Genomic DNA, 14,901 nt, shown 5'->3' on the forward strand with positions numbered 1-14,901 from the left:
CAGATGACTTCAATATCAGCCCGCCAGACGGGTCCTGTCAACTCCCCGGGCCGACTTTTCCCGCCCTATTTCAAAGCCCCCGGCCCCCCCCTCGACCCGGGGCGACGCACGCCGACTTCGCCACGCCGGCCGGGCCCGGTGCGGGCCCTCGAAAATGCCATCATCAATTGAGGCTGGGATCGGCGGGGATCGTCCCCAGCCCGAGGAAATCGGAAAGCTTCTGCGCGTTGACCCGCTTCACGGTGGCGTTCCAGAGGTCATCGGTCCCCGCCCAGAAGATCGTCTCCAGGGTGGCGGGCAGGGTGAGCCAGGAGTCGAGGTCGAACTCCCCTTCGAGCTGGCCCGGCCCCCAGCCGGCGTAGTTGGCCACGACCAGGGACGGGTCGGGCCGGCCGAAGATCGCCTCGCGGACCTTGGACGCCTCCACGGAATTGAAGACCCCCGCGATGATCTCGCGGTCGGCCAGGGACTCATCCTGGTGGATCACCATCAACGGACCCGGCACCGGCCCCCCCAGGAGCAGCGTCTTATCCCAGTCCAGGGCCTCGTCGAACACCTCCTCGGCGATCTCGGCGACGGTGGTCTCGGTCGGCCGATTCAGGACGATCCCGGCCGCCCCGTCCTCATTGTGCTCGAGCATCAGGATGACCGAGCGGGTGAAGAACGGGGCGTTCAAGCCGGGCGTTGCGATCAGCAGCTGGCCTTTGAGCGTTCGCATCACGGATGGGCCTCTAACCCCGGGTCTCGAACCCTCCCTCGGGGGGCTTCGCACCTGCACGCCGTTGCAAGGGCCGGGCCATGGGCGACATTTCTCGCGAAACGCCATCCGCCCGAACGGGTTCGGCCGATCCGCGGGGGGAAATCCGGGAAATCTTTCGAATCCGCGCGCGCCGACCGGGCGATGAAACGTTGTCCCTTGTGCCCGCGGACGATCGTCGTGCGGTCCGGTCGTGGCGGCGACGTGCCGACCGAGCGGCCCGATGCCGGGTCGGCCTAACCCCTTGACAGACGAGAGGCACACGATCGGACGCGGGCGGCGCACCGACTGCCCGCCTTCAGCCGCCTCCCCGCCAGAGTCCCTCGCGATTTCCCCCGCCTCGCCCGCCCGGCCATCGACGTTGATGCGCAGGGCAACTCTCCCCCCCCATTGCTTCCCCGAGGTTCGTTCGTCATGGGTCGATTCGTTGGGAAGATGTTGATCGGTGGCCGTCTGCTCGACGAGATGATCGGCGGGACGATCCGCCATGCCTCCCCGGACTCCGGCCGGGCCTCCGGCCAGGTGGCGCTGCCGCACGCGATCGAGCAGCTGGCCCGGTCGGCGAAGGGGCCGATCCACCTGATCACCGAAGGCGGGCCGATGTTCCGGGTCGACCTGGGCCGCTCCCAGGTGGTCGGCGAGCTCTACGTCCTGTTCGACTTCGTCGGCACGGTGGCCGATTCCCACCACCTGCCGATCTTCTCGATCCTGGCCTATCCCGACCTGCGGGCCGAGGCGGCGGGGGAGCCGGACGCGGGCCCGGCCGACGACGACGCCGACGAGCCGGTCGTCCTTGCGTTCACGCCGGCCGAGCGGACTCGCCGCCGCGCCGGCTCGGAGTAGGGTCGGCCGGATCGGATCGCCCGGGGGTCAGACGCCCCGGGCGTCGGGGCCCCAGATCTGCTTGTGGAGCTGGACCTGGAGCCGGAGCGGCAGCCCGCTCTCCAGGACCCACGCGGCCAGCTCCGCCGGCGTCACCCGCCCGAACACGCCGCCGACCAGCAGCTGCACCCGGCCGGCGAGCCGGTGGGCCCGGATGTGCGCCGCCGACCAGTCGAAGTCGGCGCGATCGGCGACCACATACTTGACCTCGTCGGTCGGCTTGAGGCTCGCGAGGTTGCGGTCGAGGTTCGTCCGGGCCTCGCCCGACCCCGGCGTCTTCACGTCCAGGATCACCACCACGCGCGGGTCCACCGGGCCGATGTCGATCGACCCGCTGGTCTCCAGCAGGACGGCCCGCCCGGCGTCGGCCAGCGCGGCCATCAATGGCAGGACTTCGGGCTGGAGCAGGGGCTCGCCGCCGGTGACCTCGACCACCGCGTCGCCGGTCGCCAGCGCCCGCGCCACGACCTCGCCGACCGGGATCTCCTCGCCGTGGTGGAAGGCGTGGCGGGTGTCGCAGTAGGTGCAGCGGAGGTGGCACGCGGTCAGCCGGATGAAGGTGCAGGGCAGGCCGGCGTAGGTGCTCTCCCCCTGGATGCTCCGGTAGATCTCGTGGACCAGCAGCGTGCCCGGCGTCCGCCCTTCCAGCGACCGGAGCCGGCGCCGGACGACATCGGCCGAGGTGTTGGCGATGGCGGGGAATTCGACCAGGTCCGATGCGGCGGGGGGGTGATCCATCAAAGCCTGCGTGGTGTCGCTGGGGCGAGGTCGGCCCGAGGCCGGGAAGACTTCGATTCTATCCGCCCCCAACCGCCGACGCCTAGCCACGTTCAGGCCGCAACCTCCGGGTGGAGCTTCCGCCAGCGGCGTTTTTGGGCGGCGAAGTAGAGGACGGGCAAAAACACGTCGATCACCTCGTCGGCCACCAGCAGCCCGCCCAGGACCGGGGCGGCCATCGGGCGGATCACCTCGGCCCCCACGCCCGAGGCCCAGAGCATCGGCGCGATCGAGACGATCGCCGCCCCCTCGGTCAGCAGCTTGGGGCGGAGCCGGTGCACGGCCCCTTCCAGGATGGCCTGCCGCAGCTCGGCGATCGAGCCGATCCCCTCCAGCCCGCCGCGCTCCTCGATCGCCTCGCGGAGATAGACCAGCATCACGACGCCGGTCTCCACGGCCATGCCGAAGCAGGCGATGTACCCAACCTGGACCGCCACGCTGAACCGGAACCCGAACAGCCACTGGAAGATCGCCCCGCCCGCCAGCGCGCCCAGCACGCTGGTCATCAGCAACCCGGCGTCGACCCAGCTCTTGTGGGTCAGGTAGAGGATCAGCAGGATCGTGGCGATCACCGCCGGGAAGACCACGCGGAGCGTCTTCTGGGCCCGGGCCTGGTGCTCGAACGTCCCGGCCCACTCGACGTACATGCCGGGCGGAAGCTTGACGCGGTCGCGGACGACCTCGCGGGCCTCCTCGACGAACCCGACCTCGTCGCGGCCCCGGACGTTGAGCTGGACCGACGCCCGGAGCAGGCCGTTCTCGCTCTTGATCATCGACGGCCCCTCGACGACCCGGATGTCGGCCACCTCGGCCAATGGGACCTGGACGGGAGCTGCGGCCCCCGGCTTCGGAGCGGTCGGGGCGCCGCCCATGCCGCCGGGGGCCGGGGCCATGCCCGATCCGCCGCCGCCCATCGTGCCGCCGCCGGTCACCAGGATCCGCTTGAGGGCCTCCACGTCGTCGCGGTAGGCGCGGGCGTAGCGGACCCGGACGGGGTAGCGCTCGCGGCCCTCGACGGTGGTGGTCAGGGTCCGGCCGCCCATCGCGACCTCGACCACGTCCTGCACGTCGCCGACGTTGACCCCGACCCGCGCCGCCTTCGCCCGGTCGATCCGGATCTCGACGTAGCCCTTGCCCGTGACCTGATCCGGGAAGACGTCGGCGGCCCCCCGGACGCCCCGGAGGACGGCGGCGATCTCCTGGGCGACCTTCTGGATCTGCCCGAGGTCCGGGCCGAACACGTTGGCGGCCACCGGCAGGCGGACGCCCGTGGCCAGCATCTCCACCCGGTTGGCGATCGGCTGGGTGAAGCTGTTCCCCCAACCGGGGACCTTGAGCGCCCCGTCCATCTCCTCGATCAGTTCGTTCTTGGTCTTCTGCCAGAGCAGGAGCGACTTCGCCAGAGGCCCTTCCAACCCCTCGCGGAGCGACGCCATCTCCTCGGGCGACGGGCGGCGGTCCAGGAGCTTCTTGCGCGGGGCGAGCTGGAGAAGCTCGTCGATCGCCGCATACGGGGCGTCCTTGACCGCGAGGTCGAATACCTCCCAGTTCATCGCCTTGATCTTCGCCGCGAGCCGGCGGTGGTGCTCGTCGGCCAGGTGGGCGGCGATCCGGTCGATGAGCGTGGACGACGGCAGGCCGAGCAGGTCGCCGGCGGCATCCAAGGCCCGTTCGCCGGGTCCGGGCTTCGGCGCCAGCAGGGCCGGCCCCTCGCGGAGCACGCCCGACGCGACCAGGCTCCGCGATGCCTCGCGGACCAGCGCCGCCACGTCGTCGGGCAGGACGGCGGTCGCGAACCGATCGGCATAGGTCGCGGACAGGGAACCGGCCAGCGCGGACCTTTCGGGCTCGGTCGCCGGCCGGAGGATCGAGCCCGGCTCGACCCGGCCCAGGAACGCGTCGATCGCCTCGGCCACCAGCGCCCGGCCCAGCTCGGGGCGGAAGCGGATCAGCCGGGCGTTGGCGCCCTCGCGCAGGGAACGGTCGATCCGGGTGGCCACGCCCATGGCCGCCTCGTCCTTCAGGGCGGTCCGGTCGTCGGCCGTCCCCGCCGCGCGGAGCAATCCCTTCCGGCCCATGTCATCGAGCGCCCGGCCGACCAGGGTCGACACGTCGTCGAACCGCATCTGCCTTTTGGGCCAGAGGGTGCGATCGCGGAGGTTGATGACCGTCTCGATCATGTCCAGCGGGGCGGGGTCGGTGGCGGTGTCGGCGCGCCCGGCCTTGCCCACGACCTGCCAGACCTCCGGGAACCCGCGCAGGACCCCGTCGCGATAACGGAGGTCGTCGCCCACCTGCGCCACCGACGCCCGGGGCACGGTGGTCGGCATGTCCATGAGCGTCTGCTCGTCGAGGTCGGGCATGAACTCCCGGCCCATCTTCGTCGACGCGACGTATCCCAGGCCGACGATCACCGCGAACAGCCAGCAGACCAGCCCGGTCCGGTCCATCAGCCACGACAGCATCGGCTTGAAGATCGCGATCATCGACCGGACCAGCCAGTTGTCCTCCTCGGACTTGATCCTTCCCTTGAGGAAGATCGGGATCAGGGCCGGGACCAGCGTGATCGACAGCAGGGCCACCCCCAGCAGGGCGAACGTCTTGGTGAACGCCAACGGGTGGAACAGCTTCCCCTCGCGCCCGGAGAGGGCGAACACCGGCAGGAACGAGACGATCGTGATCATCACCGAGAAGAAGATCGGCCGCCCCACGGTCCGGCACGCCGGGATCACCAGCTCGGTGATGTCCCCCCGGATCGGCTCGCGGCCGAAGTGGCGGGTCAGGTGGTGCGAGGCGTTCTCCGCCATCACCACCGCCTGGTCGATCAGGATCCCCACGCTGATCGAGATCCCCGCCAGGCTCATGATGTTCGACGACATCCCCAGCAGGCGCATCAGGAGGAAGCTGAACAGGATCGCCAGGGGCAGGGTGGCCGCCACCACGAAGGCGTTGCCCAGGTGGCCCATGACCAGCAGGATCGCCAGCGTGCAGACGATCAACTCCTCCTGGACCGTCCCGCCCACCGTCTCCAGCGCCTTGTGGATCAGGGGGGTCCGGTCATAGAACGGGACGATCCGGACCCCCTGGGCGTTGAGGCCGTCCTGGAGCGTGGCGATCTTCGCCTTGATCCGCCGGGTCACCTCCAGGGGGTTCTCGCCGACCCGCATCAGGACCACGCCGCCCACCGCCTCCTTGCCGTCCTTCTCCAGGACGCTGCGGCGGAACCCCTGGCCGATCTGCACCGTGGCCAGCTGGCCGACCGTGATCGGCGTGCCGTCGCGGGTGGTGACGACGGTCTCCTCGATGTCGCGGACGCCCCGGATCCAGCCGACCGAGCGGATCAGGTACTCGGCGTTCCCCTGGTGGATCACCCGGCCGCCGACCGCCGCGTTGGACCGCGACACCGCCGCGTCCAGCTCCCCCAGGCCGATCCCGTAGGCGCGGAGCTTGTTGGGGTCGACGTCGATCTGGTACTCCCGCGCCGCCCCGCCCACGCCGGCGACCTCGGCCACGCCGGGCACGCTCGCCAGCTGGTAGCGGACGTACCAGTCCTGGAGCGACCGCAGTTCGGCCAGGTCCTTGCCGTCCCCCTCGATCGTGTACCAGAAGATCTGCCCCAGCGCCGTGGCGTCCGGGGCCATGTAGGGGGTCACGCCGTCCGGCAGGAACGTCGTGGCGATCGCCAGCTTCTCCTGGACCCGTTGGCGGGCGAAGTAGTAGTCGGTCCGATCCTCGAAGATGATCGCGATCATCGAGAAGTTGAACTCGCTCGACGACCGCACCGTCTTCACCCCGGCCAAGCCTTGCAGGCTGACCGAGAGGGGGTAGGTCACCTGGTCCTCGATCTCCTGGGGGCTGCGGCCCATCCAGTCGGTGAAGACGATGACCTGGTTCTCCGACAGGTCCGGGATGGCGTCGACCGGCATCGTGACCATCGCGCGGGCCCCGGCCACCCCGAGCGCCAGGGCGGCCAGGATCACCAGGTAGCGGTTGCGGATCGACCACTCGATGATGGCGCCGATCACCGGTTCACCCGCCCCGAAGTCGCCTCGGCCGCCACCCTCGGGGCGGGGCGATGGTGTTGATGGTCATCGGCCGGCGCGGCCGGCGTTGGGTTCGTTTCGGGCGACCGATCGGCCGGCGTTGGGTTCGTTTCGGGCCGGGTCGACGGGTCGAGCCGGCTCTCGGCGTCGACCAGGAACGCCCCGGCGGCCACCACCGTCTCGCCCGGTTGCAGCCCTTCCAGGACCGGGAACCGGTCGCCGGAGCGCGGGCCGAGCACGACCTTCCGCCCCTCGTAGACGCCGGGCTCGGCCTCGACGTAGACCATCCGCAGGGTCCCGGTGTCGATCACGGCGGACTCGGGCACGCTCAGGACGCCGTCTCGCGGAGGGGGTGCGAGCCGGGCGAGGAACTTGGCGGGCTTCGCCTTGATCTGGGGCGGGCACGACCCGCAGCAGGTCCAGATCGTCCGGCCTTCCACCTCCGTGGGGATCGGCTTGCCCATCGACCCGAGCGCGGCGTTGGTGACCGGGCAGATCTTCTGCGAGGCCACGGTCATCGCCTCCGGCCCGTCGCCGCCCGCCTTCGCGATCCGGCCCCGGAACATCGGCGTCTCGGCGATCGGGGTCCGGAGCGTGACCGTGGCGAAGAAGCCGGGCAGCAGGCGGTGGTCGGCGTTGTCGAGATCATAGCGGACCTCGACGGTCCGCGTGGCGGGGTCGAGGTGCGGCTGGATGAACGCCACTTTCCCGGCGAACACCGACCCCGGATAGGCCGGCACCGTCGCCTCGACCGCCTGCCCGACCCGGACCAGCCCGACCTGATCCTCATAGACCCGGGCCTTGACCCACACGGTCGACAGGTCGGCGACCTCGAACAGCGATTGCCCCTCGCTGACGTACTGCCCCTCGACCACGTCCTTGCGGACCACGTGGCCGCCGATCGGCGCCAGGATCGGCAGGGTGAAGTCGGCCTTGCCGTCGCGGACGATCGCCCGGATCTGCTCGGCGGTCACGCCCATCAGGCCCAGCTTGTCGGCCGCGAGCTTCTCCAGGTCATTCCCCTCGCCGAGCAGCGACCGAGCGGCCGGCGCCTTGGCCCGCTGGTGGGCGAGCAGGAGTTCCCGGACGCCCTGGTACAGCTCGGCCCCGTAGAGTTCGGCCATCGGCGCGCCGGCCGCGACCTCGACCCCGGTGAAGTCGACGTGCAGCTTCTCGACCCGCGCCATGCCCCGGACCTTGGAGGCGATCTGCCGGACCTTCCGCTCGTCGTACTCGACCGTGCCCACGGTGCTGAACGTCTCGGTGATCGGCTCGTAGGCGACCTCGGCGGTGCGGATGCCCGCCTGGTGGATCCGGTGCGGGGCCAGCTGGACCCGCGCCAGGACCCCCGCGGCGAGCGGGGCCTTCTCCCCCTTCTGCCGTTTCGCCAGAGGCATCCCGCACGCCGGGCAGCTCCCCGGCTCGTCGCGGATCACGGCCGGGTGCATGGGGCAGAAGTATTCGATCCCGGACACGGCCGCGACGGCGCCCGTCGCCTTCGGCCGCATCCACTTGTCGTAGCGGTTCGCCAGCGTGTCCCAGTAGGCGAAGCCCAACCCGGTCGCCCCCATCAGGACGATGAACCGGAGCCGAAGCTCGACCACCTTGATCACCATCCGCGCCCGCGCCCACCGCGATCCCGCCCCTTCGGTCGCCATGTCCCACCCCCTCGACGCCCATCGCTGGACGCCCCAGGAACCCCGGACCAATCGTCGTGAATCGACACGCCAACGTCGGGGTGCGGGCTCAGATCAGCAGGCGAACCAGGCGGAGATAGAGCGGCAAGCCCTTGCGAGCGAACAGGATCGGCAAAGCGCCGCCCGCATCGAACTCGGGCGGGACCGATGCGAATTCCGGCACGAGCCGGGACGCCGATTCGGCCCGTTCATCGAGCGAGATCGACGCCGACCGCGGATCGGCGGGCGCCCGCTCGGGCGACTCGCACCGGCACGACGGCACCCTGACGCCATCGACGTGCGTCGGGGCGGCGACCGTTTCCACGCCCGGCCGGGCCGCCGGCTTGCAGCAGCACTCGGCGACCGGGCGGCGATCCCGGCAGCATCCGGGCTTCTGGGACGCAGACGCCTCGCCCGCCGCACCCAACACCATCGCCACCGTCGCCAGCAAGGCGAACCGCAGCAGGTGCCAGGGTCGAGGCGAGGAGGACGGCACGGTCACGACTCCGGGGCGATGATGTTACGGCCTGTTGAAGTATATCAAGATCCCCGATCCCGACAAGTTTGACCGACATCGTCGCGCCTCCGCGTTGCAAGGCCGCCCCGGCCGCCGGGCGGCGTTGGGCGTTCTTTACTATCGAAAAAATCGGCCGCGGCAAACCGGGTTTCTATCGAATCGGGACGATCGCGACGGCTGGGCCGGTTTTGCCCGGCGAGGGGGCCCGAACCGCCCGGGTTGGCTGCCCGGAAAGTGGCACCGCTCCGATATTCGTGGATGGAAGGCCCGGGGAGATCGGGCCGTCGTGTCCATTCCGCAGGAGGCGTGACGATGGATTGGCGTTGGCCACGCCCCCTGGGGGCGGCGGTGGTGCTCGGCCTGGCGGCGGGCTGTTCGCAGGCGGATCGCCGGCCGGTGATCGATCAGGCGATCCGGCCGACGGCGTACCACTCGGCCGAGCGGCCGAAGCCCCGCGCCGAGCCCGAGGCGGTCCGCGTCCCGTCCGATCCGGCGACCCCGGCCGACCTGGCGGGGCCGCAGCCGGTGGATGCCTTCATCCGCCGGGCGCTGGTCGAGAACCAGACCGTGCAGGCGGCGCGGTACAACGTGCTGGCGATGCAGAGCCGGATCCCGCAGGTCACGTCGCTCGACGACCCCACGGTGTCGAACACGATCTACCCGATCCCGGGGGCGGCGCCGCAGTATTCGCTGATGGGCTACAACCCGTACAACCTCATGATCGCCCAGCAGTTCCCCTGGTTCGGCACGCTCCGGCTCCGGGGCGAGGCCGCCGCCAAGGATGCCGAGGTGGCGCTGGCCGAGCTGGCCGCGGCGCAGCTCGACGCGGTCGCGGCCGTGAAACGGGCCTACTATGACCTCTACTTCAACGCCCGCGCCGAGGCGATCCTCGGCGAGAATCGCAAGCTGGCCGTCGACTTCATCGCGATCGCCAGGGAACGGTATCGCACCGGCGGCACCGGCCAGCAGGATGTGCTCCGCGCCGAGGTGGTGGTGGACGACCTCGACCGCGAACTGATCCGGGTCAGGCAAGGGGCGACCTCGGCCCGCGCCGACCTGGCGCAGCAGGTCCACGCCGACCCCGAGGCCGACCTCCAGACCCTGCCCGAACTGCCGACGGCGGGCGTCCCGGCCGAGGTCGACCGCCTCTACCGCCTGGCCCTGGCCAGCCGCCCCGAATTGAAGGGGCGGCTTTCGGCCATCGCCCGCGACAACCGGGCCGTGGAGCTGGCGCGGAAGCGGTACAAGCCTGACGTGACCCTGGGCTTCTCCTACATGGACATGGAGAAGACCAACGCCGAGATGCCCCGCACCGCCAGCGGCGTGCCCAACCTGGGGATGTTCGTCGGCTTCAACCTGCCGGTCTACCGCAAGAAGCTGGCCGCCGGGGTGTGCGAGGCCCAGGCCCGCGCCTCGGCCGATGCCCACCTCTACGGCGCCGAGCGCGACGCCGCCTATCGCGAGATCAAGGACCTGATGGCCCAGGCCCGATCCCAGCGCGACATCCTCGCCCTGTTCCAGTCCAGCATCCTGCCCAAGAGCACCCAGGCCCTGGAGGCCGCCACCGGCGACTACCAGGCCGGCACGGTCGACTACGTCACGCTCCTGTCCGCGTGGCGCGAGGTGCTCCAGATCCAGCTCCAGGCGGCTCAGGTCGAGTCCGAACTCGGCAAGATCATGGCCTCCCTGGAACGCGCCGTGGGCTGCCAGCTCAACGAAAACCCGATCGCCCCGCCGCCCCCGGTCCCGGCACCCGCACCCGCACCATCTCCGCCCCCGGCCAGTGCCCCGGGTCCGTTCCGCCCCGGGGACCGCTGAACATTGCCACCGACCAGGGTGGAATCACGATTGGTCGACGCTTCTCGTCTTTCAAGATTGCGGTGATGCCGATCGCTCGAGATGAGGTCGACCGAGGCGTCCGGGTGGCTGTGGTTGGCTTGCCAACCACAGGGCCGACGAGCCGGGGCGGCCGCGCCGCATCCGGGACGCGGGGTCGGCCCGATCGGTGGCCGAACTCGTCGAGCCATGTCACAGGCACCGTGGTTGGCTTGCTGTGCGATGCAGGGACATGGGTGGCGCCGGGCGCAGGGACATGGGTGGCGCGCCCGGCCGATCGAAGTTTACACCATCGTCTATGCCGTCACGCCGGGCTTCAGCTGCTCCGCGGCGATGACCCGGGCCCGGTGGGTCCCGTAGTACACCTCCACCTGGTGCCCCTGGTCGGCCACCCTCACCCGCTCCCCGGACAGCCCCACGCCCACCTTGATCCGGGCGCGACGCCAGCGGATCGACCCGTCCTGGCCCACCACCCGCACCTCCGCGTCGGCCGGGTAGGTGATCTCGGGCACCGCGTCGGGCCGGCGACGCGGGCTGGGCGCCCAGCGGGTCGCCGGCGGCTCATCCCCCAGCGCCTCGTGCGGCCGGACCGAGTTGTACACCGGCCGCCACGCCTCCAGGTCGGCCCGGAAGTGCTCCGACTCATCGCGCCTGACCTTGGGCCAGACCTCGCGTTCCAGGGTGCCGTGGAACCGCTCGACCTTGCCCTGGGTCTGCGGGTGGTAGGCCCGCCCGTGCAGCGGCCGGATCCCCAGGCGGATCAGCCAGGCGTCGAAGCCCGACAGCCCCACCCCGGTGTTGCGGGCCGAGAAGGCGTTGTCGCAGAGGATCGCCTCGGGCATCCCGACCTCCCCGTACAACCCCCACAGGACCGCCTGGGTGGTGGCATAAGTCATGTCGGCGCAGGGCCTCAGGGCGAGCAGGTAGCGGCTGTGGTCGTCGATGATCGAGAGCGTGACGACCCGGGCGCGGCCGACCTCCAGCGGCCCCTTGAAGTCGAGCTGCCAGAGCTGGTTGGGCCCGGACCTCTCGAACCGCTGGGGGGCCGGGGTGGGCGGCGGGGCGGCGACGGGCGCGGCGACGCGGCCGTGGCGGCGGAGGATCGCGGCGATGGTGCGGATCGGCGGGGCCTGGTGCCCCTGGGCCTTGAGATGGGCGTGGAGCTTGCGGGGCCCCCATCCGAAGCGGTCGCGGGCCTCCAGGACCAACTGCTCCCGCTCGGCGGCGGTGCGGGCGGGGCTGGAGGCCGGGCGTCGCGGGCGGTCGGCCAGGGGGCGGTCGGGCTCGGCGTCGTGGCGGGCCAGCCACTTGAAGGCGGTCTTGCGGCTGACGCCGTAGCGGCGGGCGGCCTCGGCGACGGCGAGCCCGGCGATGCGGACGGCATGGACCAATGCGATGCGCTGCTCGGTCACGGGATCGACTTTCCAGGGCATCTCGGGCCTCCTTTCGAGGCCCGATTCTCCCCTCCAGGCGCCACCCATGTCCCTGCACTCACCGTAACCCATGTCCCTGCATTGAACAGCAAGCCAACCACAGCCACCCGACGGGATGAAATCAGGGTGGTTTCATGGCGTCAGGGGGCGGCGGTGACTGCTCAGGGACCAGGCGCCGCTCATCGGTCGCGGACCTCGCGGACGGATGACGAACTGTCGGGATGGACCCGGTCGGCCAGTTGGGCGCGGATGCGGTCGGCGTGCTGACGCGCAGCCCCCGCGTCGGAGGCGCGGGCGGTGGCCTCCAGGATCAGCCGGATCTCGGCCTGGAGCGAACGGCCGGACGCCTCGGCCCGGCGTTTGAGGACATCGTGGGAGGCGGCGTCCAGGTCGCGGATCAGGACATCGGGCATGGCTCTGCCTCTCCATCCACCCGGTCGGGACAGGGGAATTGCCATCGGATATCACGATGATAGCCCGCGACGGCGCGAGGGCAATTGCCCGGATGGGCCGCCCCAGCGAGTCGACTCACTGCATCCCGGGCCCGCCCATCGACCGGCCGGGCAGGGCGGGGGGCATGCGGAACGGCCAGCCCAGCCCCGGCCCGCGTGTGCCTCGGAGGGGTTGCGTCGCCCCCGTCATCGGCATCCCGACCGGGGTGCCCATCCCCATCCCTCCCGCGATCGGCAACGCCCGGCGCGGCGACCGGGACGCGGCGCCCATGCCCGATCCGCCCGCCATGCCCGGCGATGAAGCCCCGCCGATCGCGGTGTCCGGGCCTCCGCGGGGGATCGGCACCGCCGGCCGCATCGGGGCGACCGGGGGAGCGTAGGCGCCGCCGCCTCCCGCGTAAGGGGCGTAGGCCGAACCCCGCCCCGCGTAATAGGACGAAATCGCCGGGCCGCCGTAGCCGCCCAGGGACCGGCCTCCCCCCATCGAGCCCATCTGCCCGGAGGCCGGGGCCCAGGGGATCAGCAGCCCCAGGGCCATCGCCGCCACGCCTCGCCTTCCGATGCCGATCGTCATGGGATGCCGGCCCCCGTCCCCGCCTTCGCCCGCCGCCACCCGGCCAGGATCGGCCTCCGGCCGGCGATCGGGCCAGGATTTCCCCGGACGCGGCCGAGGAGCGTCCGCCTGGCCGTCTCGGGCATCCGCCCCAGGCAGCGGTCGAAGGTCCCGGCCGCCAGGGCGAACAGCCCCCAGGCCACGGCGAACTTGAACGCCGCGATCACGCCCATCGCGATCCATTCCCCGTTCCCCATGGGACGGGAGCCGTACCGCGTCAGTTCGGTCAATGGCATGATCGAGCCGAAGATCGGGCTGATCGAGACCAGGCGATCCATCAGCCAGTCATCCCATTGCATCAGGATGTCGTACGGCAACCTCTGGTAGTCGATGAGCAGCGACTGGAGAAATCCGATCAGGATCATCCAGATGATCCCGAAGAAGAAGAAGGCGATCACGCCCACGGCCATGGCCCGGCCCAGGCGGGGGATCCAGGTGGCCAGGGCCAGGCCCAGGCTCACGATCGCGGCGCCCGAGGCCAGGAAGTCCGCCCCGGTCAGGGCCACGGCCGCCGCCCGCTCGCCGACCGTCAGGGGCACGAACTTCAACGTGCGGCCGGGCCCCACCGGCACAGCCACGGACCTCGTCTCCATGGTGGCGGCGAACAGCCCGGCGGCGAAGATCGGCAGGATGGCCAGGACCAGGACCCGGCGATACAGGCCCCACCACTTCGCCGCCAGGATCGACCGCGAGGCCAGGGGCGTGGCCATCAGGACGTCCAGGCTCCCGCGCACCCGCTCCTCGGCCAGCGACGCCGGCGCGGCGACGCTCAGCATCAGGAAGCCGAACGCGGCCTGGATCGCGATCGGGATGAGGAAGGTTTCCTCATCCACCGAGTTCAGGCCATCGGCGACGATCGCGTAGAAGCTCAGGCCGACCATCCCCCAGTTGAGGAGGGCCAGCCCGGCCCAGATCCGCCGTTCCCACCGCGACGGCCGGTTGCGGTGCCACTCGCGCCACAGGACCGGCCCGGCGTCCAGGCTCGGGCCGGTCAGCGAGGGGAACAGGATCGAACCCAGGGACCGCCGTGCCGGCCTGGCGGCCTTCTTCGCCGGCCGCAACAACGCCGAGCGGCGGAGCCCCCGCATCGTCAGCCCCAAAAGCATCGCCGAGAGCAGCAGCAAGGCCCCGCAAAACCCGGCCACCGTGCCGGCCGTCCCCAGGGTGCGGTCATGGTACGGGGCGAATGCGATCACGAACGGGTTGGCGGCCTGGAACCAGAGGGGAGGGCCGGGGATGCCGGCACCGGACGCGAAGCCCTGGATGATCCCCTGGGCGATCCACCAGATCGGCAGGGCCATGAGCCAGGCGACCTCGACCGCGTAGACCGCCATCAGGACCTCGCGGGGCCTCTCGGCGCGGACCGAGGCGGCCATCGCCAGGGAGACGCCGAAGACGGCCATCGCCGCCGTCTCCGCGAACAGGGCGAACAGGGCGGGGAAGTCGAGCCCGCCCATCAGGCCGCCGAGGGCCGACACCGGCGCCGCGGCCAGCAGGACGGCCAGCACCGGCAGGAGCCGGGCGCCGAGCTTGCCCAGGACGATCTCCCGGTCGGACAGGTCGGTGACCATCATGTGGGCCAGGGTCCCGCGGGCCCGGTCGCCGCAGATCGACCCCGCCGCCGCGGCCGGGGCCGCCAGCAGGACCAGCGAAACCTGGACGATCGCCAGGGTGGAGAAGACCCCCTCGGAGATGCTCGCCAGGTCGCGGATGGTCAGTTCCCCCCGGGGTCCCCCCGCATCCAGCCAGGCCAGGGCCATCCCCGCCAGCAGGGACAGGACGAACGCCGACCGCGTGGCATAGACCTGCCAGCGGCGGGCCTCCAGGATCGTTTCATGGACGAAGACCGGACCCGGACCCCAGGCACTCGCCATCGTCGCCTCCCTCGGTTCGGACCTCGCATCGGTCGCGGGGC

11 protein-coding genes are annotated in these 14,901 nt (G+C 71.2%); 2 read left to right on the forward strand and 9 right to left on the reverse strand.

What is annotated here, in order from left to right; genetic code table 11:
* Positions 1 to 163: 163 nt before the first annotated feature.
* Positions 164 to 718 carry a YqgE/AlgH family protein gene (locus TA3x_RS18075; RefSeq protein ID WP_435016055.1) on the reverse strand — a complete coding sequence of 185 codons (555 nt, stop codon included), beginning with the start codon at positions 716 to 718 and terminating at the stop codon, positions 164 to 166.
* Positions 719 to 1,171: 453 nt separating this feature from the next.
* Between TA3x_RS18075 and TA3x_RS18080 the strand changes: the two genes are divergently transcribed.
* Positions 1,172 to 1,600, forward strand: a complete 429-nt coding sequence (locus TA3x_RS18080) for a hypothetical protein (RefSeq protein WP_435016056.1) — start codon at positions 1,172 to 1,174, stop codon at positions 1,598 to 1,600.
* A 27-nt stretch (positions 1,601 to 1,627) separates the two neighbouring features.
* Here TA3x_RS18080 and TA3x_RS18085 read toward each other — a convergent pair whose 3' ends face one another.
* The 4 genes from TA3x_RS18085 to TA3x_RS18100 all read right to left on the reverse strand — a co-directional run bounded on the left by TA3x_RS18085 (position 1,628) and on the right by TA3x_RS18100 (position 8,631).
* Positions 1,628 to 2,377, reverse strand: coding sequence for a radical SAM protein (locus TA3x_RS18085; RefSeq protein ID WP_435016057.1), 750 nt, complete (start codon positions 2,375 to 2,377; stop codon positions 1,628 to 1,630).
* Positions 2,378 to 2,469: 92 nt separating this feature from the next.
* Positions 2,470 to 6,441, reverse strand: coding sequence for an efflux RND transporter permease subunit (locus tag TA3x_RS18090; RefSeq protein WP_435016058.1), 3,972 nt, complete (start codon positions 6,439 to 6,441; stop codon positions 2,470 to 2,472).
* Positions 6,438 to 8,117, reverse strand: coding sequence for an efflux RND transporter periplasmic adaptor subunit (locus TA3x_RS18095; RefSeq protein ID WP_435016059.1), 1,680 nt, complete (start codon positions 8,115 to 8,117; stop codon positions 6,438 to 6,440). The genes TA3x_RS18090 and TA3x_RS18095 overlap by 4 nt, the downstream gene beginning before the upstream one ends.
* Before the next feature lie 88 nt (positions 8,118 to 8,205).
* Positions 8,206 to 8,631 carry a hypothetical protein gene (locus TA3x_RS18100; protein WP_435016060.1) on the reverse strand — a complete coding sequence of 142 codons (426 nt, stop codon included), beginning with the start codon at positions 8,629 to 8,631 and terminating at the stop codon, positions 8,206 to 8,208.
* Between the two features lie 333 nt (positions 8,632 to 8,964).
* Between TA3x_RS18100 and TA3x_RS18105 the strand changes: the two genes are divergently transcribed.
* The gene (locus TA3x_RS18105; protein ID WP_435016061.1) at positions 8,965 to 10,470 is read left to right on the forward strand and encodes a TolC family protein; all 1,506 of its coding nucleotides are present in this window, start codon (positions 8,965 to 8,967) and stop codon (positions 10,468 to 10,470) included.
* Positions 10,471 to 10,784: 314 nt separating this feature from the next.
* On the opposite strand, the gene TA3x_RS18110 is transcribed toward TA3x_RS18105, so the two are convergent.
* The 4 genes from TA3x_RS18110 to TA3x_RS18125 all read right to left on the reverse strand — a co-directional run bounded on the left by TA3x_RS18110 (position 10,785) and on the right by TA3x_RS18125 (position 14,860).
* Entirely contained in the window at positions 10,785 to 11,921 is a 1,137-nt protein-coding gene (locus tag TA3x_RS18110) for an IS481 family transposase (RefSeq protein ID WP_435016062.1), read from the reverse strand.
* A gap of 179 nt (positions 11,922 to 12,100) precedes the next feature.
* Complete coding sequence (locus tag TA3x_RS18115; RefSeq protein WP_435016063.1) at positions 12,101 to 12,334, reverse strand: FitA-like ribbon-helix-helix domain-containing protein; 234 nt, start codon at positions 12,332 to 12,334, stop codon at positions 12,101 to 12,103.
* Positions 12,335 to 12,449: 115 nt separating this feature from the next.
* Entirely contained in the window at positions 12,450 to 12,947 is a 498-nt protein-coding gene (locus tag TA3x_RS18120) for a hypothetical protein (RefSeq protein ID WP_435016064.1), read from the reverse strand.
* Positions 12,944 to 14,860, reverse strand: coding sequence for an ABC transporter permease (locus TA3x_RS18125; protein WP_435016065.1), 1,917 nt, complete (start codon positions 14,858 to 14,860; stop codon positions 12,944 to 12,946). Before TA3x_RS18125 ends, TA3x_RS18120 begins: the two co-directional genes overlap by 4 nt.
* Positions 14,861 to 14,901 lie beyond the last annotated feature (41 nt).

The sequence above is a fragment of the Tundrisphaera macrotermitis genome (genome assembly GCF_051175315.1).
Lineage (GTDB): Bacteria > Planctomycetota > Planctomycetia > Isosphaerales > Isosphaeraceae > Tundrisphaera.

What these genes read in the sequence shown, in the direction of transcription:
- TA3x_RS18075 (WP_435016055.1), bottom strand. Translation starts at nt 718, where the DNA reads ATGCGAACGCTCAAAGGCCAGCTGCTGATCGCAACGCCCGGCTTGAAC.
- TA3x_RS18080 (WP_435016056.1), top strand. Translation starts at nt 1,172, where the DNA reads ATGGGTCGATTCGTTGGGAAGATGTTGATCGGTGGCCGTCTGCTCGAC.
- TA3x_RS18085 (WP_435016057.1), bottom strand. Translation starts at nt 2,377, where the DNA reads ATGGATCACCCCCCCGCCGCATCGGACCTGGTCGAATTCCCCGCCATC.
- TA3x_RS18095 (WP_435016059.1), bottom strand. Translation starts at nt 8,117, where the DNA reads ATGGCGACCGAAGGGGCGGGATCGCGGTGGGCGCGGGCGCGGATGGTG.
- TA3x_RS18105 (WP_435016061.1), top strand. Translation starts at nt 8,965, where the DNA reads ATGGATTGGCGTTGGCCACGCCCCCTGGGGGCGGCGGTGGTGCTCGGC.
- TA3x_RS18110 (WP_435016062.1), bottom strand. Translation starts at nt 11,921, where the DNA reads ATGCCCTGGAAAGTCGATCCCGTGACCGAGCAGCGCATCGCATTGGTC.
- TA3x_RS18115 (WP_435016063.1), bottom strand. Translation starts at nt 12,334, where the DNA reads ATGCCCGATGTCCTGATCCGCGACCTGGACGCCGCCTCCCACGATGTC.
- TA3x_RS18120 (WP_435016064.1), bottom strand. Translation starts at nt 12,947, where the DNA reads ATGACGATCGGCATCGGAAGGCGAGGCGTGGCGGCGATGGCCCTGGGG.
- TA3x_RS18125 (WP_435016065.1), bottom strand. Translation starts at nt 14,860, where the DNA reads ATGGCGAGTGCCTGGGGTCCGGGTCCGGTCTTCGTCCATGAAACGATC.